The 25,345-nt window shown below is 40.1% G+C and carries 24 protein-coding genes and 3 tRNA genes; all 27 read left to right on the top strand.

Features of this window, described 5'->3' with window-relative positions; translation table 11 throughout:
* Nucleotides 1-23 precede the first annotated feature (23 nt).
* The 27 genes from BLR11_RS05090 to pepT all read left to right on the top strand — a co-directional run bounded on the left by BLR11_RS05090 (nt 24) and on the right by pepT (nt 25,266).
* Nucleotides 24-302, top strand: a complete 279-nt coding sequence (locus BLR11_RS05090) for an HU family DNA-binding protein (RefSeq protein ID WP_091648908.1) — start codon at nt 24-26, stop codon at nt 300-302.
* A gap of 117 nt (nt 303-419) precedes the next feature.
* Nucleotides 420-1,583 carry an MGDG synthase family glycosyltransferase gene (locus BLR11_RS05095; protein WP_091648911.1) on the top strand — a complete coding sequence of 388 codons (1,164 nt, stop codon included), beginning with the start codon at nt 420-422 and terminating at the stop codon, nt 1,581-1,583.
* 76 nt (nt 1,584-1,659) lie between these two features.
* Entirely contained in the window at nt 1,660-3,012 is a 1,353-nt protein-coding gene (locus BLR11_RS05100) for a divergent polysaccharide deacetylase family protein (protein ID WP_091648914.1), read from the top strand.
* 12 nt (nt 3,013-3,024) lie between these two features.
* Entirely contained in the window at nt 3,025-3,807 is a 783-nt protein-coding gene (locus BLR11_RS05105; protein ID WP_245675090.1) for a TSUP family transporter, read from the top strand.
* 13 nt (nt 3,808-3,820) lie between these two features.
* Entirely contained in the window at nt 3,821-4,567 is a 747-nt protein-coding gene (locus BLR11_RS05110) for an SDR family NAD(P)-dependent oxidoreductase (protein ID WP_091648917.1), read from the top strand.
* Between the two features lie 111 nt (nt 4,568-4,678).
* Entirely contained in the window at nt 4,679-5,539 is an 861-nt protein-coding gene (locus tag BLR11_RS05115; RefSeq protein WP_342707182.1) for a hypothetical protein, read from the top strand.
* Between the two features lie 14 nt (nt 5,540-5,553).
* Nucleotides 5,554-5,898: a YkvA family protein gene (locus BLR11_RS05120; RefSeq protein ID WP_091648923.1), complete on the top strand. Its 345-nt coding sequence runs from the start codon at nt 5,554-5,556 to the stop codon at nt 5,896-5,898.
* A 128-nt stretch (nt 5,899-6,026) separates the two neighbouring features.
* On the top strand, nt 6,027-6,452 hold the full coding sequence (locus BLR11_RS05125; protein WP_091648926.1) for an acyl-CoA thioesterase: 426 nt from the start codon (nt 6,027-6,029) through the stop codon (nt 6,450-6,452).
* 13 nt (nt 6,453-6,465) lie between these two features.
* Complete coding sequence (gene murI, locus BLR11_RS05130) at nt 6,466-7,269, top strand: glutamate racemase (RefSeq protein WP_091648928.1); 804 nt, start codon at nt 6,466-6,468, stop codon at nt 7,267-7,269.
* A gap of 31 nt (nt 7,270-7,300) precedes the next feature.
* Nucleotides 7,301-7,843: a hypothetical protein gene (locus BLR11_RS05135; RefSeq protein WP_091648931.1), complete on the top strand. Its 543-nt coding sequence runs from the start codon at nt 7,301-7,303 to the stop codon at nt 7,841-7,843.
* Between the two features lie 15 nt (nt 7,844-7,858).
* Entirely contained in the window at nt 7,859-8,560 is a 702-nt protein-coding gene (locus tag BLR11_RS05140; RefSeq protein WP_091648933.1) for a coenzyme F420-0:L-glutamate ligase, read from the top strand.
* Nucleotides 8,561-8,572: 12 nt separating this feature from the next.
* Nucleotides 8,573-9,163 (top strand): XTP/dITP diphosphatase, encoded by a 591-nt coding sequence (locus BLR11_RS05145; RefSeq protein WP_091648936.1) that lies wholly within the window; start codon nt 8,573-8,575, stop codon nt 9,161-9,163.
* Complete coding sequence (locus tag BLR11_RS05150; RefSeq protein WP_091648940.1) at nt 9,160-9,645, top strand: metallophosphoesterase family protein; 486 nt, start codon at nt 9,160-9,162, stop codon at nt 9,643-9,645. Before BLR11_RS05145 ends, BLR11_RS05150 begins: the two co-directional genes overlap by 4 nt.
* A gap of 59 nt (nt 9,646-9,704) precedes the next feature.
* Nucleotides 9,705-10,484 carry an adenosylmethionine decarboxylase gene (gene speD / locus BLR11_RS05155; protein WP_091648943.1) on the top strand — a complete coding sequence of 260 codons (780 nt, stop codon included), beginning with the start codon at nt 9,705-9,707 and terminating at the stop codon, nt 10,482-10,484.
* Nucleotides 10,485-10,539: 55 nt separating this feature from the next.
* Nucleotides 10,540-10,616: transfer RNA gene (locus BLR11_RS05160), tRNA-Pro, on the top strand.
* A 6-nt stretch (nt 10,617-10,622) separates the two neighbouring features.
* A tRNA-Gly gene (locus tag BLR11_RS05165) sits at nt 10,623-10,696 on the top strand.
* Between the two features lie 10 nt (nt 10,697-10,706).
* Nucleotides 10,707-10,783: transfer RNA gene (locus tag BLR11_RS05170), tRNA-Arg, on the top strand.
* Nucleotides 10,784-11,294: 511 nt separating this feature from the next.
* Nucleotides 11,295-13,040, top strand: a complete 1,746-nt coding sequence (locus BLR11_RS05175) for an L-lactate permease (protein WP_091648946.1) — start codon at nt 11,295-11,297, stop codon at nt 13,038-13,040.
* Nucleotides 13,041-13,152: 112 nt separating this feature from the next.
* Nucleotides 13,153-14,436, top strand: coding sequence for a nickel-dependent lactate racemase (gene larA, locus BLR11_RS05180; RefSeq protein ID WP_091648949.1), 1,284 nt, complete (start codon nt 13,153-13,155; stop codon nt 14,434-14,436).
* A 232-nt stretch (nt 14,437-14,668) separates the two neighbouring features.
* Nucleotides 14,669-16,033 carry a PTS galactitol transporter subunit IIC gene (locus BLR11_RS05185; protein ID WP_091648951.1) on the top strand — a complete coding sequence of 455 codons (1,365 nt, stop codon included), beginning with the start codon at nt 14,669-14,671 and terminating at the stop codon, nt 16,031-16,033.
* A gap of 361 nt (nt 16,034-16,394) precedes the next feature.
* Nucleotides 16,395-17,741, top strand: coding sequence for a 2-hydroxycarboxylate transporter family protein (locus BLR11_RS05190; protein ID WP_091648954.1), 1,347 nt, complete (start codon nt 16,395-16,397; stop codon nt 17,739-17,741).
* 305 nt (nt 17,742-18,046) lie between these two features.
* Nucleotides 18,047-18,907 (top strand): LysR family transcriptional regulator, encoded by an 861-nt coding sequence (locus BLR11_RS05195; protein ID WP_091648957.1) that lies wholly within the window; start codon nt 18,047-18,049, stop codon nt 18,905-18,907.
* Nucleotides 18,908-19,113: 206 nt separating this feature from the next.
* Nucleotides 19,114-20,751, top strand: coding sequence for a phosphoenolpyruvate carboxykinase (ATP) (pckA, locus tag BLR11_RS05200; RefSeq protein ID WP_091648959.1), 1,638 nt, complete (start codon nt 19,114-19,116; stop codon nt 20,749-20,751).
* Between the two features lie 15 nt (nt 20,752-20,766).
* Entirely contained in the window at nt 20,767-21,051 is a 285-nt protein-coding gene (gene citD / locus BLR11_RS05205) for a citrate lyase acyl carrier protein (protein WP_091648962.1), read from the top strand.
* Nucleotides 21,041-21,952, top strand: coding sequence for an aldolase/citrate lyase family protein (locus BLR11_RS05210; protein ID WP_091648965.1), 912 nt, complete (start codon nt 21,041-21,043; stop codon nt 21,950-21,952). The genes citD and BLR11_RS05210 overlap by 11 nt, the downstream gene beginning before the upstream one ends.
* 1 nt (nt 21,953) lies before the next feature.
* Entirely contained in the window at nt 21,954-23,513 is a 1,560-nt protein-coding gene (gene citF, locus BLR11_RS05215; RefSeq protein WP_091648967.1) for a citrate lyase subunit alpha, read from the top strand.
* Nucleotides 23,514-24,006: 493 nt separating this feature from the next.
* Nucleotides 24,007-25,266 carry a peptidase T gene (gene pepT / locus BLR11_RS05220; RefSeq protein WP_091648969.1) on the top strand — a complete coding sequence of 420 codons (1,260 nt, stop codon included), beginning with the start codon at nt 24,007-24,009 and terminating at the stop codon, nt 25,264-25,266.
* Nucleotides 25,267-25,345 lie beyond the last annotated feature (79 nt).

Genomic DNA, 25,345 nt, shown 5'->3' on the forward strand with positions numbered 1-25,345 from the left:
AACAGAAAAAAGGAGGATTTGTTATGAACAAAACAGAATTGATTGCTAGTGTTGCACAAAAGTCCGATTTGACAAAGAAAGACGCTGAAAAAGCTGTAAAGGCTGTATTTGCTTCCATCAGCGAAACTTTGAACAAAGGTGACAAAGTACAAATTATCGGCTTTGGTACTTTCGAAGTACGCCAGCGTAAAGCTCGTGAAGGTCGCAATCCCCAGAACAACAAACCAATCAAAATCAAAGCTTCCAAGACTCCGGCATTTAAAGCTGGTAAACAGTTGAAAGATATGGTTAATAAAAAATAAGTTTTGTAATGTACTAAGGGCCGCATCTTAATACGGCCCTTTTCTTTTCTTGGATTTTGTCGTAACATAGTAATATATCCAATTGTTTCATAAGTATTGTCAAAAGAGGGAAACAGGATGAAAAAGAAAAAGGTGCTTATTCTGTCGGCATCGATTGGTACGGGACATACGCAGGCAGCACGAGCTATAGAAGAATATTTGAGACAGGTTCCCGGACAATGTGAAGTAGAACATGTGGACTTTTTATCCAATGATTTTCTTTCCATTGATAATTTAGTCAAGGAAACGTACATAAAAATCTTGGATGTATTTCCTATGTTGTACGATTTGATGTATTACTCTTCGCAAGGATACAAAAAGGGAATGATGGTAAAGACCATGGTAGCATGGGGCTTGAAACGACGTATGATGCGTGTTATCACTGAAAGAAAACCGGACATTATTGTATTTACGCATCCGTTTCCGGCTGCTGCTGCGGCTCTTTTAAAACGGCAGCATCGTATTGCTATTCCGCTTGTAGCGGTCATTACAGATTTTGCTATCCATCAGTTTTGGATATATCAGCAGATGGACTTATATTGTGTGGCGGCATCACAGATTAAAGATTTGCTTATTCGCCAGCATATTGACTGGCAGAAAATTATCGTATCAGGAATCCCAATTCGTAATACGTTTCAGCAGGAACGGTGGCAATTGGAAACAGGTTGTAGGCGGGAACGCAATATACTGATCATGGGCGGCGGCCTCGGCATGGGATCCATTAAACAATCGCTGGCGCTTCTTGATCAGCTTGACAACGTAGATAGCTTTACTGTCGTTGCCGGATATAATGCGGACTTGTACGATCAAGTGTCCCAAATGCGCAGCGAATTACGGCATACTGTATATGTATATGGCTACACAAACCGGATTTCTTCATTGATGGTTCATGCAACGCTGCTTGTTACTAAACCGGGTGCACTTACTTGTACTGAAGCGGCGACTGTTCAGGTTCCGATGGTCTTATACAGCCCGATTCCGGGTCAGGAAGAGGCGAATGCTACGTATATGCAGAAAAAAGGATGTGCCCGCTGGGTGAAACATTCGGAAGAATTGGTTTCAACCGTATCTGAACTTATGACGAATCCAGAGGAACTGCGGCATATGTCTCAAGCTAGTGTAGCTTGTCATCGCTATGGGGCGCAAATTGTCGGGAAACAAATTTTACAGATGCTGCAGCTTGAAGAAGCAGCGGATATTGCCAATATGGGCTTTGCGGAATGTTCCGATACCCGGGCATAATATATGAGTTTACGACCGGAGTACTGAATAGCAGGCAGTTATTCGTAACTCCGGTTTTGTTATAAAGGAGTAACTTATGGAACGAAAATCCAGACGTCAACCCAAAAAGCGTATTTCTTCAAACGTTGTGCGCAGAAAAGGAACTCTCATAAAACCATTGTCTATCTTGTTTCTTATGATAGCATTGTGTGTGGGCGCATATTGGAATATAAACGATACCAGTTCTTCGAAACAGGTGGCTGATGAAAAGATGACACAGATCGAAGGAGGCAAGGCTTCTGGGAAAAATATGGATTATACGGATGCGTCCAAAGACCTCCAAGAGGCAGTAGATACATGGCTGAAGTCACAGGGAGCTGCTATTACCGTTGTGGATACGGCTAAGCGTGAAGAGGAGCGCCGGGCGACACATGGTAAAATTTTTTGGACGACAAACCGCGTGCAGGTAATACCGAAAGAAACATTTTCCCGCAGTTCTTTAGAAAAAGAATTAGCTATGAGCGGTGATAAGGCTGTTTTATATAATGTGGGGAAAACAACCCTCAACGGCACAGAAGTTACGGAATATGATATTGCTCTTTTCGATATGCTGGATAAGGAACAATTATATCTTGTTGTTGAAAAATTATATGTAACGGCGCCGGGGACCTCAGCAGGGATTATAGATAAAATTAAAGCAGTTATTGCCGGATCGAAGTCAGAAATTGTGAAAAAAAATTCAGAGGATAAAACGGATAACGGCAACAGTCCGCAGACGCATCCGAATAACATTAAAGGCCGATTGGCTATTGTTATTGATGATTGCGGTTCACGAACCGATGTTATACATACATTGAATGCTCTTTCCATTCCTCTTACCTATGCCGTGATGCCGTATAAGCCATATACTACACTGAGTGCGAATCTGGGATATGCGGCGGGAAGGCAGATTTTTGTCCATATGCCGATGCAGCCATTGAATGTTCCTTCTTCAGAAACTGTATATATCGGTACCAATATGAGCGACACTAAAATTAAAACGACAGTAAATGAACTTTTGGATCAGGTGCCTCATGCAATCGGCATGAATAACCATCAGGGATCAGGAGCGACGGCAGACAGCCGCGTTATGAAGGATGTAATGGGGGTTATGAAGCAACGAGGACTCATATACCTTGACAGTCGTACAAACAGTGCTTCCATAGGGGCGCAGACGGCAGCGTCGATGGGAGTAGCGACTGGACGCAATTCTTTATTCCTTGATAATGATGCCGATGTGGAATCTGTAAAAAAACGCATTCGTCAGGCCGGACATATTGCTGTGAATAATGGCAGTTGTATTGTTATCGGACATTGTCGGCCGAATACGGCAGAGGCGATAGCGGAAATGATTGATGAATTACATGGCGAAGGGGTAGATATCGTCTTCGCTTCAGAATTAATGCAATAAGGGGGATGTTTTGTGGAAGTATTTGGTGGAGATTTTTCTTTGGGTACGCTGGTATTTGTTATGTGCGGAGGATTTTTGTCAGGATTTATAGATTCCATTGCCGGTGGTGGCGGCCTTATCTCCCTGCCGGTTCTTTTAACCGCAGGATTGCCGCCTCATTATGCACTGGGGACAAATAAATTTTCTGCGACGTTTGGTATTTTAATGAGCTCGTATCAGTTTTGGCGGGCTGGTAAAGTGGATATGCATTTTGTTAAAAAATTACTTCCGTTTACTTTTATTGGTGCGGGTATCGGATCGGTATGTATGCTTCATTTATCAGCGGAAATTCTTAAGCCAATCATCATTTGTGCGCTTGTTGCCACGGCTATATTTGTTATGACTAAACGTGATTGGGGGAGTATAAGTACCTATCAGGGAGAGACAAGAAAAAAAATCTTGCGGTGGTGTCTGATCGCATTTGCTATTGGTATTTATGATGGGTTTATCGGTCCGGGAACCGGCACGTTTCTTATTGTTGGCTTTGTTATGACAGGTTTTGATTTTGTCGTTGCAGCGGGAAATGCAAAGATGCTCAACATGATGAGCAATGTTACTTCATTTGTACTTTTCGTTTTTTGGGATAAAGTATTGTATGGGTACGGTATTGCCATGGCGGTTTCCTTGTTTTTGGGTGCCTATTTCGGAGCACGGCTGGCAATTACTAAAGGATCGTCTTTTATCCGTGTAGTTATGCTGGTTGTTACAAGTGTACTTATTGGCAAATTAGCTTTGAATTATTTAGAAGTTATGTAATAAGGAGGCTCATATGGAGGAAAAGGTCGCTCTTATTAGTGGCGGTACATCAGGTATTGGTCTGGCGTGTGCAGCAGAGCTGCTTAAGTGCGGCTGGCGTGTAGCAATAAACGGACGCAGTAAGACACAAGGGGAAAAAGCTCTGCATATACTGTCAGTGCTGCCAAGCCGGGCGGTATATATACAAGGCGATGTTATGCATGATGAGGAATGCTGTGCTATGGTAGATAAAACCATCGCTTGCTTTGGCCGTATGGACGGATTGATTACTTCGGCAGGCGTTTATGAAGAACAGCTGCTGGAGGAAACAGTGCCGGAGGATGTGCTTCGTTTATTTACGACTAATGTATTTGGTACGATTTCGTTGTGCAGGTATGCATTGCCGCATTTAAAAAAAAATAAAGGAAGTATTGTTACGTTGGGTTCTGATGCAGGTTTGCAGGGAAATGTAGGATGCGCAGTTTATTGCGCTACCAAAGGAGCTGTCGTGGCGTTTACAAAATCCTTGGCACTGGAAGCTGCACCGCATGGAGTGCGGGTTAATTGTGTATGTCCCGGAGATGTGGCAACGCCGATGCTGGATCGACAATTGCAGAAAAATCCAGAATTATCGATCGCATCGATGAAAGCGCTATATCCGTTGTATCGTATTGCGGAACCGGAGGAAATTGCCAAAGCTGCTGTGTTTTTGCTGGGAGAGAATGCTTCGTTTATCACTGCTGTTGCTCTTCCCGTCGACGGGGGATTGACGAGTTGGTAATACATAAGAAAAATTGAAGAAAAAAGAGGATATTTATCCTTTTTGGGAGAATATATTTATATAGTTAGTTTTTATTATTATGTTATATACAATTAACCGAATGAGGTGGTAATGATGACAGAAGAAGCCATTGCGAAAATGGAACAGATGCAGAAGGAGATAGATAAGCTTCGCGAAGAATTGGCGCAGATGAAACTGTCGGCTGAAAAACAGGAAAATGTATTGAGTGATGAAACGATGCCGGCAGATTCACTTGAAGTCATTCGCACCATGGACGAAACAACAAGTGATGACGACTTAAAGGTGGAAACCCTATGTCGCTGGGCAGCAGCCCGTGCAGGTGTTATCGTAGTAGCCCCGCTTTTGGGAACTGCTGCTCTTATGGCTAATGAAGTATATCTTGTAAGCAGAATTGCCCGGGTATACGGGATTAAGTTATCAGAACGTGCTGTTATCGCTTTTATTGGGGCAACTTGCAGTCGGATGGCCGGAAATTTCTTGACAACGCTTATTCCTATCAGTGCTATTCAAATTCCCATTGCGGTCGGGATCACATACAGTTTGGGACGTGTAACGCAGCGTTGGCTTAAAGACGGGATGCCAAGTGATATGGGACCGTATATTGCCATGATGGGGGACTGGAAAGAAAAAGCTAAGGATCAAGTGGATAAGCTTCGAGATAATCCCTTGCAAAACATTCCACTTGGGGATGAAACTGTAGACTTCATGAAAAAATGGGGAAACACAGCAAAAGATATTTTTATGGATATGAAGGAAAAAGGGCAAGAAGCATTGAATAATGTATGCCATCGCAGTACTCTTGTCGATGAAATAGTGGAAGAACAGGAATCGAAGGTGGCGGCTGTTAAAAATGATGCAGCCCAAGAAGCGGCAGAAGCTCCGAAAACAACAGAAGAGCAAGTGAAGGAAGCTGTTGAAAAAGCAAAAACGCCGATTATTAATGGACACTGAGAAGGCGAATGCCCATGATTAAATTATTGTCTTTTTTCGCTCGTTTTTATACGCCGGGAAAGTTTATCTTATTTTTAAAAACAACCGGTAAGAAGGTGCATTTCCTGCCTAAACTGCTTACTATTTTTTATTGTATGCAGGATCAGGATACACCAAAATTCATGAAGCTGATTCTTATGGGTGCTATCGGATATGTTATTCTTCCTTTCGATTTTGTTCCGGATGTAATTGCTGGAGTCGGCTGGCTCGATGATGCAGCTGTTTTGGCTGCTGCTATGCATTTTGCCGGTGCATATATTAAGCCTGAACATTGGGAAAAAACAAATCGTATTCTGCCTTTCTGCAGGAGAAGTTCATGAAAACGAGACATTTCCAACAGCTGGGCTGTTGGAAATGTCCTTCTTTTTTGTGCGTTTTTTTTGACAAACTTCGTACCACATCGTACAATAAAGATAGTGTGGATTTTTGTAAATAGGAGTCTAAGATCATGGTTACAGTTTTGGAAAAAGTACGTTATTATGAAACCGATATGATGGGAATTGCACATCATTCTAATCACATCCGCTGGTTTGAGTGCGGACGAGTCGAATATATGCGTAAAGCAGGCATTGACTTATTAGAGTTATTGGAAGAAGGGATATCCTATCCTATTAAAAATGTTTCTTGTGAATACATCAGTCCCATTTATTTTGATGATGTTATTGCTATTGAAACAAGTCTCATCAAATTATCTCGGGCGCAGATGGTATATTCGTATCGTATTCGCCGCGAAAAAGATGGAGAACTTTTAGCGGTAGGGACATCGCAGAATGTGTTTGCCTATAAAGACACCGGTAAAGTTGCCCGCCTTGACATGAAACGGCTGGCGGGATTACAGGCTTTATTTGAAGAAGATAAAAAAAGAGCCCAATAATGGAGGAAAAGTAATGGATAAGACTACATTACCTATCGGCGTGTTTGATTCCGGCGTAGGTGGTTTGACGGTCGTCAATAAATTGCGTATGTTATTGCCGCATGAAAATATCGTTTATCTCGGTGATACTAAGCGCAATCCGTATGGAGAACGAACGAAAGCAGAAATTTTTCAATTTACGAGAGATTTATTGGGCTTTATGACACAGGTCAATGTGAAATTGGTTGCTATTGGCTGTGGTACAATTACAGCGACTTCCTATGATACGGTAAAGCATGAAGTGAATTATCCGGTGATTGGCATGAGCCGCGGACTGCATACGGCGATGGCAACCAGCAACAAGAAAAAAATAGCTGTTTTTGCAACTCCGCTGACGATTGCTAATCACAGTCATAAAAAAATGGCAGCGCAAATAGATCCGGAAATAGAGATTGTTGAACAGGCTTGCCCGGCATTAGCTAATTTGGTAGAACGTGGCGTCCTCTTCGGTGAAGAAGTAATGAAACCGCTGCGTCAGTATACTGAACCGATTATTGCTTCCGGCGTCGATACGGCTATTCTCGGCTGTACGCATTATCCTTTTGTGCAGCCGCTGTTCGAGCAACTGTGCGGTGAACATATGGTGTTTGTTGATCCTGCTCATGAGATGGCATTAGAGACATTAGATGTTTTAAAAAAAGCACATCTTCTTAATGAAAGTCCGGAACAAGGGTATCTGCGTTTATGTTTTACTGCAGAGGAAGAACGGGGAGCGGCTCTTGCGCAGCATCTTATCCCGGCACATGAATTTACGGTGGAAAAAGTTTCTCTAACCTAATATAAAATATAATTAAAAGGAGTCCTGTATTGTGTTATTTTATGTATTGATTAACATTATCGTTGCACTTATCGGTATCTGCGCAGTTTTCTATTTGCTCTTCAGGTTGTTTGCCTGGAGACAAGGAGATGCTCATTTTGTTATTGAATCACGGAAGCGTAAACCGTTTGTTCTTAAGGAAATTTCGACGGATGCGGCCGTATTTGAAACAGAAGTTCCTTTCAGAAATACTGGCAAGCAGGGGGGAACTATTATGGATTTCTATCCGCGCCATCTTTTGCCCTATGAACAATATGATAAGTGCATTGTTCATTCTCAGCTGGCTAATATAGCAGCCGAACGTGACGACGGTTATTGGGAATCAGTCATTATCCTTCCTGGTAAGGGGGGGCATATTCGTGTGACAGTAGAACTTGTCAGCAAAAATGGAAATATAAAACAAGATTTACAAACCTTCCCCGATATGTCTATTGACTTAGTCTATCAGGTAGTAGCGCGCAGTGAATGGTATATTCATAAAGCTCGTATTACCTTGAAGGCTTCAGAAGTTCAACATGCGTTAAAAAGCATATAGGAGGAAAAATAGATTATGGCAGAATTAGAACTAGTTCCGGTTAAAACAAGAATCCTTACGGATAAGGATGATATTGTAGATATCATTGCTGAATATGCATCTGAACTTGTGGGTCCCGATGATATTATTTGTTCAGCTGAAAGTGTAGTGGCCATTACACAGCGGCGTTATACGCGCCCGGAGGAACTTACGCCTTCGTGGCAGGCTCGTATTATGCGGCGTTTTGTACCGGCTGAGGGAAGTATGGCTAGCTTGTATGGCATGCAGGCTGCGATGGAGCTGGAGGGTGAATGGAAAACGTTATTTTGTTTTATCCTTGGCTTTTTTGCTAAACTTATTGGCAAGAATGGTGTATTTTATAAATTGTGCCGGCAAGCTTCCTTAACAGATGATGTGACAGGTACGATGCCGCCTTTCGATAAGTGTATTGTTTACGGCCCGGAAGATCCGGATGGGGTGGCTGAAAAAATAAAAAAACGGATGAATTGCTATGGCGCCTGCATCGCAGATGTTAATGATTTGAAACGTTCCGCCGTTCTTGGACATTCACGGGGACTGAATCCGAAAGAAATAGCTAAAATATTAATTGACAATCCTTTTGGAAATGCATCGCAAAAAACACCGATTGTAATTATTAAAAATTACGCACAAGTAGTTAAAGAAAATAAAGAACGGATGAAAGCAAAAAAGACAGAAGTTCCGGCTGATGCAGAGTAAGGTAAGAATGAAATGACTAAAACAATTATACTTGCGACACATAATAAAGGTAAAATTCGCGAATTTCGCGAAATGCTGATACCTCTGGGCTATGCGGTACAGTCTGTCTATGAAGTGATTCCCGATATTGCAGAGCCGAAAGAAACAGGACACTCTTTTGAAGAAAACGCCTATCTAAAAGCGGTTTATTATATGAAACAGACGGGACAGCCTTGTTTGGCAGATGACTCTGGCATTATTGCAGATGCATTGCAGAATCGTCCGGGTATTTTTTCGGCACGATATGCCGGAGATGATTGTGACGATGAAAAAAATAATCAAAAATTAATTCGTGAACTGGCTCGATTTCCTGCTGAAAAACGTACAGGCCGCTATGTTTGCGTATTGGTGCTTGTTTGGCCTGATGGTCATTATATTACCGCTAAGGGAACTTGTGAAGGAGTTTTGCGTGATTTTTACAGTGGTACCGGTGGGTTTGGCTATGACCCGCTTTTTTATCTTCCTGAAAAGGGAAAAAGCATGGCAGAATTGACGGGAGAGGAAAAGAATACAATAAGTCACCGCGGCAAAGCGCTGCGAAAACTCGTGGAGTATTTACGATGAGTCAGCGGCAGATAGGAATTGTCAGTGACAGTCATGGCCGTATAGATACTATTGAACGTATGGTAAAGCAGGCCCCGGAAGTTGTTTGCTGGATACATGCCGGAGATTATTGTGAGGACGCAGAGGTATTAGCGGCGTATGCAGGAGTTCCGGTTTACGCGGTACGAGGAAATAATGATTTGTATACGTATCAGGAACCGGATTGCCGGGATGTTGTTGTTGACGGGGTTATTATTACCGTCATACATGGGCATCAATGGTATGATAACCGAATGGAAAAACTAGCTGAATTAGGGAAAAAACATCAAGCTTCTTTGGTTGTATTTGGACATACACATTGCCAGTTGTTGGAAAAAAAAGGAAAAATAATAATTGTTAATCCGGGGAGTCTTTCTCTGCCGCGTGATGGCAAAACAGGAACATATGCTGTTGGTACTATTGATAATAGTACTCTTGCAGGTGTACAATTATGTAAGTTATAATTACACAAGGTAACGATGCAGGTCTCTGCTAAAATCTATTGACGAGGTATAAATACATTATGACTGTTAAGAAAAATAAACTTAAATTATATGGATTCAATAATTTGACAAAAACGTTGAGCTTTAATATTTACGATATTTGTTACGCAAATACGGAAGAAGCGCAACGCCAGTATATCGAATATATCGATGATGCGTATAATGCAGATAGATTGACAGAGATACTGAAAAAGGTTGCATCTATTATTGGTGCCAATATTTTAAATGTTGCCAGTCAAGATTATGATCCCCAAGGGGCCAGTGTTACTATTCTTATTTCTGAGGAACCTATTGAAGGCAAAGATGCTGATGTGGTTTGTCATCTTGATAAGAGTCATTTGACGGTGCATACATATCCTGAAAGTCATCCATATCGTGGAATCAGTACTTTCCGTGCCGATATTGATGTATCAACGTGCGGGAAAATTTCACCGTTGAATGCACTGAATTATTTGTTGGATAGTTTTGATTCTGACATTGTAACATTAGATTATCGTGTCCGCGGTTTCACAAGAGATATTAACGGTAAAAAACTTTTTATTGATCATCGTATTAATTCTATCCAAAATTATATTGCCCCCCGGACGCGGATGTTATATGATATGGTTGATGTAAATGTATATCAGGAAAACATTTTTCATACGAAGATGCTTCTTAAAGAATTTGATCTTGATAATTATTTGTTTAATGTTACAGAGGACAAATTAAATCCGAAAGAAAAGAAACGAATCAGACAATTGGTGCGCCAGGAAATGTTAGAAGTATTTAATGGAAGAAATATGCCAACAATTCGCGAATAATTGCAGATAAATGATTGACAAAGATTCATCGAACTGATATAATATTATTTGTTCGCGGGGCATAGCGCAGTTTGGTAGCGCACCTGGCTTGGGACCAGGGGGTCGCAGGTTCAAGTCCTGCTGCTCCGACCAAACAATGCGGGTGTAGCTCAGTGGTAGAGCGCCAGCCTTCCAAGCTGGTTATGTGGGTTCGATTCCCATCACCCGCTCCATTTTTTATCTGACTCAGTAGCTCAGCTGGATAGAGCAACAGCCTTCTAAGCTGTGGGTCTAGGGTTCGAATCCCTACTGGGTCACCAAGTAGATATGCGGGCTCTCATTTTTTGGGAATCCGTTTTTTGGCATTTTGAGGCCTTAGTCGGCTTAATTTGTGCTTAAAATGATTTTTTATATATTATGTCTTGCATCGGGGCATACACGGAACAAATCATAAAATTAATGATAAATTGAAAATATACTTTTTTTCCCATGTCATATGACATGGGATTTTTATGGTTTTATAATGAATGTTGGGGTAAGACTGACAATCCATTGTCTGCCTTACCCCAACATTCATTATAGAACCTTTTTTATTTGATATTATTTTGTAAGATATATGGAAAGCATAAATGTATAAAAATAAAATAGATGTTTTTTTATTTGATAGGAACATCACGAAAAATTTATCATTTGCAATTAGTATTGATGGGGGTTGATGAAGTGAGCTTCTATATTATTTATGTAAAAAATAGAAATTGAAAAACATTTTTATACATGCTATAGTTTATTTATAATAAAAAGTGGAAAGTATTATAAGGAGGTGGATGTTTTATGTATACGCAAGTGTTTGATCCAATGGGTAACATGGCGTTATCCGCGTTAATTGCATTTATTCCGATCGTTTTTTTCTTTTTAGTGCTAGTGATTCTCAAAGTAAAGGGCTATTGGGCGGGTTTAATGACCGCCGGCTTGGCAATTGCCTTGGCAGTGCTGTTTTTCCAAATGCCGCTGAACTTAGCTGTTGTGTCAGCAGTTCACGGCTTCGTCTATGGTTTTTTTCCTATTGGCTGGATTGTACTTGCAGCGACGTTTTTATATAATTTAACTGTGGAGACCGGACAGTTTGAAATTATAAAAAAATCGATATCTTCTATTACCGATGATCGTCGTCTGCAAGTATTATTAATTTGTTTTTGTTTTGGCGCTTTTCTTGAAGGGGCTGCCGGTTTTGGTACTCCCGTTGCGATTACCGCAGCAATGCTTGTCGGTCTTGGGTTTAGAGCGAGATATGCCGCTTGTCTGGCGTTATTAGCTAATACAGCTCCTGTAGCCTTTGGCGGACTAGGGATTCCTGTTTTGGTTGCGGCACAAGTAACAGGGCTGGATAGTGCTAATATTTCGCGCCTATTAGCTTGGATTTTACCTTTAATCGGTATTATTATTCCTTTTTATATTGTTATTGTTATGTCCGGAATCAAAGGGGTATGGGAGTTGTTTCCTGCTATCGTGGTTTGTTCCGGTTCGTTTGCGATCGTATTAGGTTTGACTTCTTATTTTTTAGGACCCGTTTTGCCCGATATTACGGCATCCATTGCGTGTTTGGTTTGTATGACGCTGTTCTTGAAAATTTGGAAACCGGCTACTATTTTCAGGTTTGAAAATGATGTGCCTATTGAGGAAAATAAAGAAAAACTTCACATGAAAGATGTTATTCGTGCATGGAGCCCGTTTATTATCCTGATTATTATGATTGCCGACTGGGGTATTAAATCGGTGTTAGCCTTGTTGAATACAGTAACGATCGCGTTCCCGGTGCCAATAATAAATAATGCTATTATCAGTGGAACTACGCATAAAGCGCTGCCCATGATATTTAGTTTAAATTGGTTGTCTGCTGCCGGTACGGCAATTGTATTAGCCGCTTTAGTATCGTGTATTGTGCTTCGGGTTTCTCCGATTCGAGCCATAAAAATTTTTATTAGTTCATGTAAACAATTGAGGTGGACATTTGTGGTGATTGGCTCTGTTCTTGGATATGCATACGTGGGCAATAATTCGGGAATGATTACTACTATGGGATATTTTGTAGCAGGCAGCGGCGCTTTATTTCCTTTATTTGCATCAATCATTGGTTGGATTGGTACTTTTGTAACCGGTTCTGATACATCTGCGAATGCATTGTTTGCCAAACTGCAAACGACGGCGTTTGAAGCAATCGGCTCATCTGGTTTTTTGGGAGTAGGCGCTAATTTAGCCGGCGGAGGATTGGGGAAAATGATTTCTCCGCAATCTATTGCTATCGCGGCTGCTGTTACCAATATTGTAGGGGAAGAAGGCGAATTATATAAATTTTCCATGAAGCATTCTATTATTTTGCTGACGATCGTCAGTATATATATTTATATGATAGCCGGACCACTGAATTTCTTGATCCCCGTTGTTAAAGGAGAGGCTTTAGCTGCAAGTGCTGTTGACCCGTCTTTGTTGTATCAAGCGGGTGCGATGTTCCTTGCTGGTACCGTTGTACTATTTGCCATATTTGCTGTTGTATTTAAACCTATTAAAAATAAAATTTGATATGTTACTGTTACGTTGGTGAAATAGTTTTCCGGGTCATAGAAATACAAAGAAAATATGAAACAGCAGATTAAAAAATAAATGTATATCTAAAAGGAGAATTCATTTAATTATGAAAAAAATTACCTTACCGTTTGGACAGGAGACACTAGAGATTTCCCTGCCTGATGAAAGAGTGGCAGGCATATTAGTTTCTCATGCACACGAATATAAAGCGGCTAAAACGGAAACAGAACTTGTTTCGGAAGCCTTAGCTAATCCAATTGGCAGTCCGAGATTAAGTGAACTGGCTAAAGGAAAGTCAACGTGTGTTATCATTTCCAGTGATCATACGCGTCCGGTTCCCAGCCATATTATTATGCCGCAGTTATTAAAGGAATTACGCGCGGCTAATCCGGATATTGTTATCAGTATATTGGTGGCTACAGGTATGCACCGTCCACCGACAAAAGATGAATTAATTCAAAAATATGGGGCTGAAATAGCAAATAAGGAATCATTTATTATTCATGTGAGTCGAAATGATGACGATATGGTCAGTGTGGGAACATTGCCTTCTGGTGGAGACTGCCGCATTAATAAAGCGGCTGCCAATGCAGATTTACTTATATCTGAAGGATTTATAGAACCTCATTTCTTTGCAGGCATGTCGGGCGGAAGAAAGTCTGTTCTTCCGGGAATTGCCAGTCAGGTGACCGTCCTAGCGAATCATTGTTCTGAATTCATTGATAATCCCAATGCACGTACAGGAATTCTTAAGGGAAATCCGATTCATGAGGATATGTTGTATGCAGCGAAAGCTGCTAAATTGGCGTTTATCTGTAATGTTGTCATCAATGCTGATAAAAAAATTATTGCTGCATTTGCCGGAGACTGTGAGAAAGCACATTATCAAGGGGTTGAGTTTGAAATGGCTCTTGCGGGTGTTCGGCCGGTGCCTGCCGACATTGTAGTATCTACCAATGGCGGATATCCCTTAGATCAAAATTTGTATCAGTCAGTAAAAGGGATGACGGCAGCAGAAGCAACTTGCAAAGAGGGAGGCGTTATTATTATGTGCTCTGCTTGCAGTGACGGACATGGCGGAATTGATTTTTACAATACCTTAAAAGAGTCATCGGATATTCAGCAAGCGATGAATATCATAATAAGTCGCAGTCGAAATGAAACTGTATTTGATCAGTGGGAATCACAAATCCTATTGCGGCTGCTGCTTCATTTTACGATTATTATGGTAACGCGGGCTCCCAAACAGCTTGTGGAAGATATGCATTTAAGATATGCAGAAACCTTTGAAGATGCTTTGCAGCAAGCGGATGATATATTGTGGCATAAGGGAATACAAAATCCTAAAATTACGATTATTCCGGATGGAGTATCTGTTATTGTCAAGTAGATAGAAACTGGGAAGGCTTCCAAGGTGAAGTGTTTCTCATCGGTGCATGAAGATTTTTAATATATTTGTAGTTAATTTTTAAAATATTTGGCTGTACAATATAAGGACACGGATAAGTGTATGAAGTATTTCTTCTTAGATTTGTCCGTGTTTTTTTGTATAGCGGGAATGTCGAATAGTTAATTTATAATCTGTCAAAAAGATAAAATACTTACAGTAAGAAGGTGTTTTTATGGATTTTTTTTCTATTTTTAAAGGTATTATCCAAGCAGGCCCTACGGTTTTATTGCCAATTATTATTTTCTTTCTTGCCGTAGTATTTCGTGTATCCTTGGATAAGGCTTTACATAGTGCATTAACAGTGGGGGCGGGTTTTATTGGCTTGAAAGTTATTATTCAGTTTATGGCGAATGATCTGGGGCCTGCGACTAAGGCCATGGTTGCTCATATGGGAGTAAACCTTAATGTCATAGATATGGGATTTGGGACAGTGGCAGCAATTGGCTGGAGTACTCCGATTGTTCCCATAATTGTACTCCTTATTATGGTAATGAATATGGTATTACTTGTTTTAAATAAGACCAATACACTCAGTGTTGATATTTGGAATTATCACCATTCTCTGTCAATGGGTGCGTTTGTATATTTTACTACAAACAATATTTTTATCGCAGTAACAGCAGCCGCTTTTACTGCGTTAGTGATGTTTAAAATGTCTGATTGGGCATCTCCTTTAATTAGCAATTATTATAAAATTCCGGGAGTTACTATTCCTGCTTTGCATGCGTTAATGAATTTACCTATTGTTATGCCGCTTAATCTTTTATTTGACCATATCCCCGGCGTAAAAGATGTGAATATTAATATGGATACATTGCGCAAATATATGGGGCCATTTGGACAACCGCTTGTCATAGGATTGATTTTAGGATTGGGTATCGGGGTGTGTGCTGGGTATGATATTTATAAAGCATTTGGTTTAGGAGTAAACATGGCAGCAGTCATGTTGCTTTTACCTAAAATGACGGGATTGTTTGTTACTGGATTGAAACCGATTTCTGCACGGGCAAAAGAAATTACGGATGCCAAATTAAAAGGACGATCTATTTTTATTGGGTTAGATCCTGCCATTTTATTTGGGGATCCGGCAGTTATTACTACAGCGTTACTGATGGTGCCTATTCTTATTATTATGACTATTATTTTACCGGGCAATAATTTTCTTCCTTTTGCGGATTTAGGGGCATTGCCTTATAAAGTAGCCATGTGCGTTGCTGTGACAAATGGAAATATTTTTCGCAGTATATTTTTTTGTACAATCGCATTTATTCCCTATTTTTATTGTGCTACATGGACCGCTGCCATGGTTACAAATACTGCTAAAGCAGTAGGATTAGGGAGCAGTATCCCGAGTGGAATGCTGATTAGTTCATTTACAGGTACGACGATGCCTCTTACGTTTTTAATATACAAAGCATGCATTGGTAATCTTTGGATTACATTACCACTGCTTTTGATATCGTTTGTGATTGGTTGGTTTGTGATCGATAAAAAAGTTTTACCAAAATTAAAGATTATTAAAGCGTATCAAAAATAAAAATGAGGGATACTATGTAGTTATCTTAATCATTTTGACTTGGATACAGTATCCGTATGCAGATACATGGGAGAAATATATTTTCTTATATGTATCTGCATTTTTTGATGGTGCAATAATGAGATAGGTATATTCATAATAATCTCTATGCGAAGATGTAATTTTATCATAAATAAACATATCTGTATAACAAATTAGCATAATAGTTATTATAAATTTTTATGGACGGGTATCAACATTCCATATTTTACAAAATAGTCATAATACAGTACTATAAACTCATAAAGCATATCGTCTAAAGCTATGGATAAAAGTAAATATTAATTAGCAGGGAAGAATTCATTTATTAGGAGGCTGGATTATGTTAAATTTAGAGACACAGAATGGGGCATTGGAGCGGTCGACATTTCAATCGAAGCTTTTTGGAATTAAAATCAATATCGTTCCCTTGGGCATCTATTTATTTATGCTTGTTTGTATGTTTTTAGCAGTAAACAGAGGTCTTATGCCGTCGGGACTTATCGGAGGCATGACGTTGCTGGCACTTTATGGATATGCTTGCGCGGAATTGGGCGGACGCATCCCGCTTTTAAAATATGTTGGCGGCACGGTTATTATGGCTACTTTTCTTCCTTCCTATTTGGTATATGTCGATTTGATTCCGAAACTGGCTGTAACATCTATTGTAACCTTTATGAAGACTACTAATTTCTTATATGTATATATTGCTTGTTTAGTAGTAGGCAGTATCTGCAGCATGAATCGATATGTATTAGTAAAAGCATTTCTTAAGATGTTTGTACCTTTAGTTATCGGTACTATTGTGGCTATGGCAGTAGGTACTTTAGCAGGTGTGCTTCTTGGTATTGGCTGGTATCATACATTTTTCTTTATTGTCATCCCTATACTTGCCGGCGGCGTGGGAGAAGGTGCCCTTCCGCTTTCAATGGGGTATTCTTCTATCATGGGAACGGAACAAGATGCCATTTTTGCCTCTGTTCTTCCTTGTGTTATGTTGGGGAGTCTTCTGGCTATTATTATTTCCGGTGGATTAAACATGTTAGGACAAAAGCATCCTGAGTATACGGGAAATGGAAACTTATTAAAAACTGGCGATGATGAAGTATTAAAAGCAGCAGCGATTGCTGAAGAAGAAAAAAAGAAAATACCTATTGATAATACGAAAATGCTTAACGTTGCTTTATTTGCGTTTTCCTTGTTTATTGGCGGGACTTGGGTGGATTCTGTCATTGGTTTACCAGCGCCTATTGTTATGCTGGTGACCGCAGTTTGCTTGAAGGCTGCCGGACTTGTACCCGATTATGTGGATCAAGGCGCACATGCTTTGTTTCGCTTTATAGTTCTTTTCACTCCCCCGTTATTGCTGGGTGTAGGCGTTGCTATGACACCTTGGAAAAATGTTGTCGCTGTATTTACCAATCCTGCATATCTTGTTATTATTTTCATAACAGTGGCCTCTCTTATTGCAACTGCATGGTTTATCAGTCAGAAATTGAATATGAATCCAGTGGAAGCAGCTATGGTAGTCGCTTGTCACAGCGGACAGGGCGGAACGGGTGATGTTGCGATTCTAACTGCCGGTAAACGATTGGAATTGATGCCGTTTGCTCAAGTATCTACACGCCTTGGCGGTGTTGCCAACGTGACGATGGCAATTGCGCTAATGCGTATTTTGGCAGGAAATTAATCTGTTGGGAAAACAGTAAGAATTGAGACTGAAATTATCAATTCTTACTGTTTTCTTGTGTGTGAAACAACGTGTTAGTATAAATCCGGCTATGTGTATTAAGGAAATGGATGTTTTTATGGACAGTCACCCTGATTACCTTTAAGACGATACATACGATACGGCAGACATAGTTCTAACTGCTACACGAACCTTTGTACGAATGGGGTGTAGCAGTTTTTTTGTGAATACGATGTATTTAATTTACAGTTGTATCGTTTAATAGTATTATTAAAGCATACAAAACAGAAAAGGAGGGATATCTATTGGATGATCGAGATTGGCAGATATTATATATTCTTTATAAAGAAAAGAATATTACGAAAACAGCGCAGCTTTTGTATATTTCTCAGCCCGCTTTGACAGCACGGCTAAAGCATATTGAACAATGTTTCAATGTGACGGTAGTGAATCGAGGACATAAGGGAGTTACGTTTACAACAGAAGGAGAGTATCTGGCACGTGTTGCAGAGAGTATGATGCAGCAAATGCGCCATATTCGTGAAGAAGTGTCAAATTTGGATACCAGTATGCGCGGGGTATTATTTATCGGGGCATCCAGTTATTTTACTATGTTTACTATGCCCAAAGTATTAAAGAAATTTAAAGAACTATATCCTAATATTGATTTTAATGTTACTACGACCTGGAGTCAGGATGTTAGCAAATTATTAGACAATCAGCAAATTCATATTGGATTTGTTAGTGCCGATTACGGGGCATGTTCTACACGGGAAGTGCTATATGAAGAACCGATATGCATCGCATCTAGCCAGGCATTTCAATTAGAAGATATCCCTTTTCTGCCACGTATTGATTATGATACCGACGGTATGATAAAATTGCGTATTGATAAATGGTGGCGGCAGCATTTTAATAATCCGCCTTTAATCAATATGAAAGTAGACCGGCTGGCAACTTGCCGGGAAATGATCAAAGCGGGATTAGGGTATGGCATTGTTCCCTCACGGATTATTCGGGGGCTGGATGATATATATACGTATAAACTTCAAGATGAACAGGGACAGGATCTTATTCGAAAGACATGGCTGCTATATCATCCGGAAGTTGTGAATTTGCGAATTGCAAAAGTATTTATTGATTTTGTTAAAAACTTTGAATTTTAATAGAAAGAAAAGATCTGAAGGATTTAGTGTCCATCAGGTCTTTTTGTTTTTCTAAAACAGCTATCAAATTTTTTTATGGATAAGTATCGAAACCCAGTATTTTACAGTATCGACAGCATGCGATATCCTACAGATAGGAAGAATAATAACTCAATTGATGTATAACTGTAGATTATAGGAAAATCAGTTATGAAGGAGGAACAGCGATGGAGACATTTGGTTTAGAAAAACTGGGAATGCATAATCTGAAATCTGTACACCGTAATTTACCCCCTGCGGTTTTGACAGAAGAAGCTGTTAAAAGGGGGGAGGGAATTATAAGCGAAACAGGTGCATTATTTGTCAATACCGGTAAATTTACAGGCCGAGCTTCAAAGGATAAATTTATTGTCGATACACCTGCTGTTCATGACAAAATTTGCTGGGGCAATGTTAACAGGCCTATTAGTAAACAAAAATTTGATGTGTTAAAGGAAAAATTGACTGCTTATCTGCAAAATACAGATATATTTATATTTGATGGATTTGCCGGTGCCGATCCGGCAAGCACAAAAAAGTTTCGTATTGTAAATGAGTATGCAAGTCAAAATTTATTTATGCATGATCTGTTGATACGCCCTACAGAATCGCAATTAGAGAAGTTCGGAGAGCCGGATTTTACTATTATTGCCGCCCCCAGCTTTATGTGTGATCCCTTGACAGATGGGGTTCATTCAGAAGCAGCTATTATTATTGATTATGAAGCTAAAATGGTGCTTATTGCCGGAACACAGTATTCTGGAGAAATAAAAAAAGCTGTCTTCGCTATTATGAATTATCTTATGCCGCAGGAAGATATCCTGCCGATGCATTGCTCTGCCAATATGGATCCCAAAACAAAAGAAACGGCTATCTTTTTCGGTCTTTCCGGTACAGGTAAGACTACACTTTCTGCAGATCCTGAACGTATATTGATTGGGGATGATGAACATGGCTGGTCTGATACAGGCGTGTTTAATTTTGAAGGCGGGTGTTATGCAAAGTGCATTCATTTGAATCCTGAAAATGAACCGGAAATTTATCATGCGATCCGTTTTGGCAGTCTTGTGGAAAATGTTGTTATTGATCCGATTACGCGTAAGCCGGATTATGATGATAACAGCTTATCCGAAAATACACGTGTGGGATATCCGATAGAATTTATCCCTAATGTAGCGATTCCTGGGATCGGGGGTATTCCCAAAGTTATTATTTTTTTGGCTGCAGATAGTTTTGGTGTTCTGCCTCCTATTTCCCGGCTTGATAAAAATGCGGCAATGTACCATTTTGTGACGGGCTTTACCTCCAAGGTAGCCGGTACGGAGCAGGGAATTACAGAACCGGTGCCAACTTTTTCTACACTTTTTGGGGAGCCTTTTATGCCGCTGCATCCCGATGTATATGCCCATATGCTGGGAGAGAAAATTGAAAAATACAATACGAAAGTATATTTGGTAAATACCGGATGGACCGGTGGCTCCTATGGAACGGGAAACCGTATGAAGCTTTCTTATACACGCGCTATGATAACCGCTGCACTCAATGGTGAATTGGATACTGCTGCATACAAGCACGACGCAGTGTTTAATTTAGATGTACCGCAGCATTGTTCCCATGTGCCTGAGCGTATCATGAATCCCAGAGATACATGGAAAGATAAAAATGCTTATGACAGAACCGCCAAAAAATTAGCAAAGATGTTTTATGAAAATTTTATGGAAAAATATCCTACTATGCCAAAGGAAATAATTAATGCCGGTCCCGGCGGCGAATTGACGGTAAAGGAAGATACATATTTTAATGAGAATTGTGCGAGGGCAATGTGAAGGAGGAGTTTTTATATGGCAAATGTACTTGTGACATCGGCTTCTGCCGGTTTTGATGAAAAACAAGATGTATTAGTAACAGCAACAGCAGGTGAACCTGGTTCTGGAATCAGTATCCATCTGCAATCAAAGGTGATGCGGCAATACGGAACGCATATAAAGGAACTTATTAAAAATACGGTTGCAAATGCAGGATTTGAAGATGTCGTTTTGGATGTTAAAGATAATGGAGCATGGGATTATACCCTGGCAGCTCGTGTGGAAAGTGCACTGGAACGGGGGATGAATCATGCTGAATAATGAACAGGCAAAAAATAAACTTCGCAGAACTATGATGTTTGTACCGGGGAACAGTCCGAAAATGATTAATGCTGCGGATATTTACGGTGCAGACAGTCTGATGTTTGATGTGGAAGATTCGATTGCTGTAACTGAAAAAGATACGGCACGAAATCTTGTTGCCCATGCATTGAAATTTATGAAATTTCAGTCAGAAACCGTAGTACGTATTAATCATCCGACACAAACTCCTTTTGGCATGGAGGACTTGAAGGTTATTTTGCCGGCTAAACCTAATTTAATTCGTATGCCTAAAATCGAAGATATAAGTGAAATTGAATTAGTAGCTGATGAAATCGAAAAAGCAGAAAAAAAATATAATTGGCCGGAAGGAACCATCAATATTATTGGAGCTATTGAAAGTGTTAAAGGATTATATAATGTAAGAGAAATGTGTAAGCACCCAAGAATGGTGGCGATTGCTTTGGGGGCGGAAGATTTTATTGCTAATATTAAGACCAACCGCACCAAATATGGTATTGAACTTTATTATTGTCGGGAACAAATTCTCATGGCGGCCAGAGATGCAGAAATCCAGGCATTGGATACTGTATTTTCAGATATTAAGGATATGGATACGTTTAAAGATGAAGTTACAAAAAGCAGAGATATGGGATTTGACGGCAAATCCTGCATTCATCCGAAACAAGTATCTGTAGTACATAGCATATATACGCCGACAGATAAACAGATTGCAAAAGCAGTAAAGGTTCTGGATGCATTTACCGCGTCTTTGACAGATAATAAAGGGGTGTTAAATGTTGATGGAAAAATGATTGATAAACCGATTGTTGTACGCGCGCAGCGTGTGATTGATCAAGCTGTTGCTGCCGGTGTGAATATTGAAGAAAAGAGGGCTTGAGATGAAGAATGCAATTGGACGCGAGATTCCTGAAACAATTAGAGGTATAAAAAAGTTTCGTTTGTATGGCGGTGAATTTACGGACTTGCCGAAGCATACCGGTACGGCACGGACTATACGTATCAGCTTGCCGCATACGAATAAAATTTTATCCTCCATAGAGGAAGCGATTGAAAAAACTGGGTTGAAGGATGGAATGACGATTTCTTTCCATCATCATCTGCGGAATGGTGATTATTTGATGCAATTGGTCGTACGTGCCATTGCAAAGAAAGGTATCAAAGATATTACAATAGCATCCAGTTCCTTATCTCCTTGCCACGATTTTCTTATTGATTATATAAAAGAGGGTACGATTACTGCGTTGGAATCCAGCGGACTGCGAGGTTCATTGGGTAAGTTTATCTGCGCCAATCCGTCTATTTTAAAAAAGCCTGTGATTATTCGTTCTCATGGCGGCCGTGCACGGGCTATCGAAGCGGGAGAACTTCATATCGATGTGGCTTTTATGGGGGTACCGACTTGTGATCGCCGCGGCAATTGTACAGGCCGTACCGGCAAGTCTGCTTTCGGGTCTATGGGGTACGCTATCATTGATGCGGAATATGCCGATCAGGTTGTTGCCATTACCGATAATCTACAAGATACACCTGTTTTTCCATGCAGTATCCCGCAATCAGAGATTGATTATATTGTTGTTGTTGATGCTATTGGTGATCCAGAGGGAATTGCGTCTGGAGCGATTCGTATTACGAAAAATCCAACACAACTGGTAATGGCTCGCTATGCAGCAGAAGTTATGGAAAAAAGCGGTTATTTAAAAAATGGATTTTCTATGCAGATGGGGAGCGGCGGTGCTTCTTTGGCAGTCGGAATGTATTTGCGCGAAAAGATGAAAGAAAAAGATATTAAAGGCAGTTTTGGTGTTGGCGGAATGACGGGTATTTTTGTTGATATGCTTCATGATGGGTTATTTGATGCGGTATATGATGCACAGACTTTTGATATTCCAGCAATTGAATCTATAGCCTCTAATCCTAACCATATTGAAATTTCTGCATCTACGTATGCCAACCCATGGAATTCCAGTCCTATTGTCAATGATTTGGATGTAGTATTCTTGTCGGCAACAGAAGTAGATGTTGACTTTAATATCAATGTTATTACTGACTCAAATGATATTTGCATGGGCGCTTCGGGAGGACATAGCGATACTGCGGCAGGAGCTAAAATGTCTGTGATTATGTGTCCTATCATTCGGGGACGCCTTCCTATGATACGCGATCATGTTCAGACTGTGGTTACGCCGGGGGATAGTATTGATGTTATCGTAACAGACCGTGGTATTGCGGTAAATCCTAAGCGTCAGGATTTATTAGAAAAGTTGACAGCGGCTCATTTGCCCGTTAAAACAATTCAGGAACTGCAGCATATTGCGTATAGTCTTGTCGGAAGACCTGAAGAAGTAAAACTGTCGCAAGATCCAGCGGATATCGTTGCTGTTGTTGAATATCGTGACGGTAGTATTATAGATGTCATTCGCAAGCCTATTTTTGATTAATAGATTACCGCAGCTATTATAAGAACACTGTACGTGTTATTGAGTACAGTGTTCTTTTTATATATTGATCATACATAGCACGCAGTGTTGTTGAAAATAGTGTGGTGTGAGACTATCTGCGTATTTTACGACACGTATATGCAGGTGTATATGATGGAGAACAGAGGGAATCTATATATTTTATATAACAGCAGGTAAGTAAAATCAACGAGTATATATAAGTATATGTATGTTGACGTGTTTTTATGCATATAATAAAAGGAATTTGTTTAGATTCAAAAACTATTAAAATATAGAAACAGTGGAGGAGATTTTTGGCAGCCTTCATTTTTATTATACGAAAAAGTATTGGATAGAATAAAATAATGAAGTATAATTTAAACATATATAAATGGTATGTGCGATATACAGCTGTATTGCGATACGAGAATATCTGTATGTTACTGTGCAGGGGGGCCATTATGTGTTGGTTAACTCAGAGGGGGATATATAAATGAACACGATACAATGTCAATTAACAGAACGATTTTTCCGATATGTGAGTATTCCATCTCAAAGCTGTTCCAATGGTGGAATTCAAGTGCCAAGTACGGAGGGACAGTGGGATATGGCACGATTGCTTCAAAAAGAATGTACTATGCTGGGACTTGTTGATGTAGCGTTAAGTCCTACGTGTGTACTCACTGGAAAACTACCGGCTAGATTGCCGCAGGAATGTGATCGACAGATTCCTTCCGTTGGTTTTATTGCGCACTTAGATACTGTTGATGTTTGCCTTTCACCGGAAATTCATCCACAGGTGGTAACTGAATATGATGGCGGGGATATTCTTTTGAATTCAGCTCCCCATATTGTTATGGCGGCAGTCGAACATCCGGAATTACAGAAGTATAGGGGAAACGATTTGATCGTAACAGATGGTACCAGTGTATTGGGGGCTGACAATAAAGCGGCTATTGCCAATATTATGACCGCCTTATCTGTATTAGCTGCTGATGAATCGTTGTATCATGGCGATATTTATGTTGCATTTGTTCCAGATGAAGAATGTGGATTATACGGATCTAAAAGTATGGACTTTTCTAAATTTCCTGTTGATTTTGCCTATACCATTGACAGCTGTGAAGAGGGCGAAGTTATATATGAAACCTTTAATGCTGGCCATGCGGCGGTTACTATTGAAGGAGTCAGTGCCCATCCTATGAATGCTAAAGGGGTGTTGGTAAATCCGACCTTGGCGGCAGTGGATTTTGTTAATATGTTTGACCGCAGAGATACACCGGAACATACAGAAGGAAAAGAAGGGTATATTTGGTGTCAATCGATTTGTTCCAATCAGTCGCAGGCAACTGTGAACTTGAATATTCGTGATCATGACAAGGAGATATATAGAAAACGGAAAAGATGTATTGTAGAAAATATAGAAAAATTACGTGCTGCTAATCCGCGTGCGCATATAACGTATACGATAGAGGATATATATGGTAATATTGCGGACGCCGTAACACCTGATAACCGGAAGGCCATTGACTATATTTATACGGCGATGCAGCGCTTGAACATCAAACCGCATACGATTGCTATGCGTGGTGGGACAGATGGATCTTTTGTTTCGACAAGAGGAATTTTGACACCTAATTATTTTACGGGAGGACTTAATTTTCATTCTCGCTTTGAATTTTTGCCGGTGCAGTCGTTTGAAAAGTCATATGATATGACGATGGCAATTATTGCTTTGATTTATGAGGGGTAACTAGTATTCTCTATAAAATACTTGATGTAATACAGCACAGACAGGGGATGGTTTCTATTTGAAAACCATCCCCTGTTTG

The organism is Megasphaera paucivorans (assembly GCF_900103535.1).
Classification (GTDB): domain Bacteria; phylum Bacillota; class Negativicutes; order Veillonellales; family Megasphaeraceae; genus Megasphaera_A; species Megasphaera_A paucivorans.

Coding starts and splice junctions, on each gene's coding strand:
- BLR11_RS05150 (WP_091648940.1), top strand. CDS start 9,160: ATGAGTCAGCGGCAGATAGGAATTGTCAGTGACAGTCATGGCCGTATA.
- BLR11_RS05175 (WP_091648946.1), top strand. CDS start 11,295: ATGTATACGCAAGTGTTTGATCCAATGGGTAACATGGCGTTATCCGCG.
- BLR11_RS05090 (WP_091648908.1), top strand. CDS start 24: ATGAACAAAACAGAATTGATTGCTAGTGTTGCACAAAAGTCCGATTTG.
- BLR11_RS05190 (WP_091648954.1), top strand. CDS start 16,395: ATGTTAAATTTAGAGACACAGAATGGGGCATTGGAGCGGTCGACATTT.
- BLR11_RS05210 (WP_091648965.1), top strand. CDS start 21,041: ATGCTGAATAATGAACAGGCAAAAAATAAACTTCGCAGAACTATGATG.
- pepT (WP_091648969.1), top strand. CDS start 24,007: ATGAACACGATACAATGTCAATTAACAGAACGATTTTTCCGATATGTG.
- larA (WP_091648949.1), top strand. CDS start 13,153: ATGAAAAAAATTACCTTACCGTTTGGACAGGAGACACTAGAGATTTCC.
- BLR11_RS05100 (WP_091648914.1), top strand. CDS start 1,660: ATGGAACGAAAATCCAGACGTCAACCCAAAAAGCGTATTTCTTCAAAC.
- BLR11_RS05140 (WP_091648933.1), top strand. CDS start 7,859: ATGGCAGAATTAGAACTAGTTCCGGTTAAAACAAGAATCCTTACGGAT.
- BLR11_RS05095 (WP_091648911.1), top strand. CDS start 420: ATGAAAAAGAAAAAGGTGCTTATTCTGTCGGCATCGATTGGTACGGGA.
- speD (WP_091648943.1), top strand. CDS start 9,705: ATGACTGTTAAGAAAAATAAACTTAAATTATATGGATTCAATAATTTG.
- citF (WP_091648967.1), top strand. CDS start 21,954: ATGAAGAATGCAATTGGACGCGAGATTCCTGAAACAATTAGAGGTATA.
- BLR11_RS05115 (WP_342707182.1), top strand. CDS start 4,679: ATGATGACAGAAGAAGCCATTGCGAAAATGGAACAGATGCAGAAGGAG.
- murI (WP_091648928.1), top strand. CDS start 6,466: ATGGATAAGACTACATTACCTATCGGCGTGTTTGATTCCGGCGTAGGT.
- citD (WP_091648962.1), top strand. CDS start 20,767: ATGGCAAATGTACTTGTGACATCGGCTTCTGCCGGTTTTGATGAAAAA.
- BLR11_RS05110 (WP_091648917.1), top strand. CDS start 3,821: ATGGAGGAAAAGGTCGCTCTTATTAGTGGCGGTACATCAGGTATTGGT.
- BLR11_RS05185 (WP_091648951.1), top strand. CDS start 14,669: ATGGATTTTTTTTCTATTTTTAAAGGTATTATCCAAGCAGGCCCTACG.
- BLR11_RS05145 (WP_091648936.1), top strand. CDS start 8,573: ATGACTAAAACAATTATACTTGCGACACATAATAAAGGTAAAATTCGC.
- BLR11_RS05125 (WP_091648926.1), top strand. CDS start 6,027: ATGGTTACAGTTTTGGAAAAAGTACGTTATTATGAAACCGATATGATG.
- BLR11_RS05120 (WP_091648923.1), top strand. CDS start 5,554: ATGATTAAATTATTGTCTTTTTTCGCTCGTTTTTATACGCCGGGAAAG.
- pckA (WP_091648959.1), top strand. CDS start 19,114: ATGGAGACATTTGGTTTAGAAAAACTGGGAATGCATAATCTGAAATCT.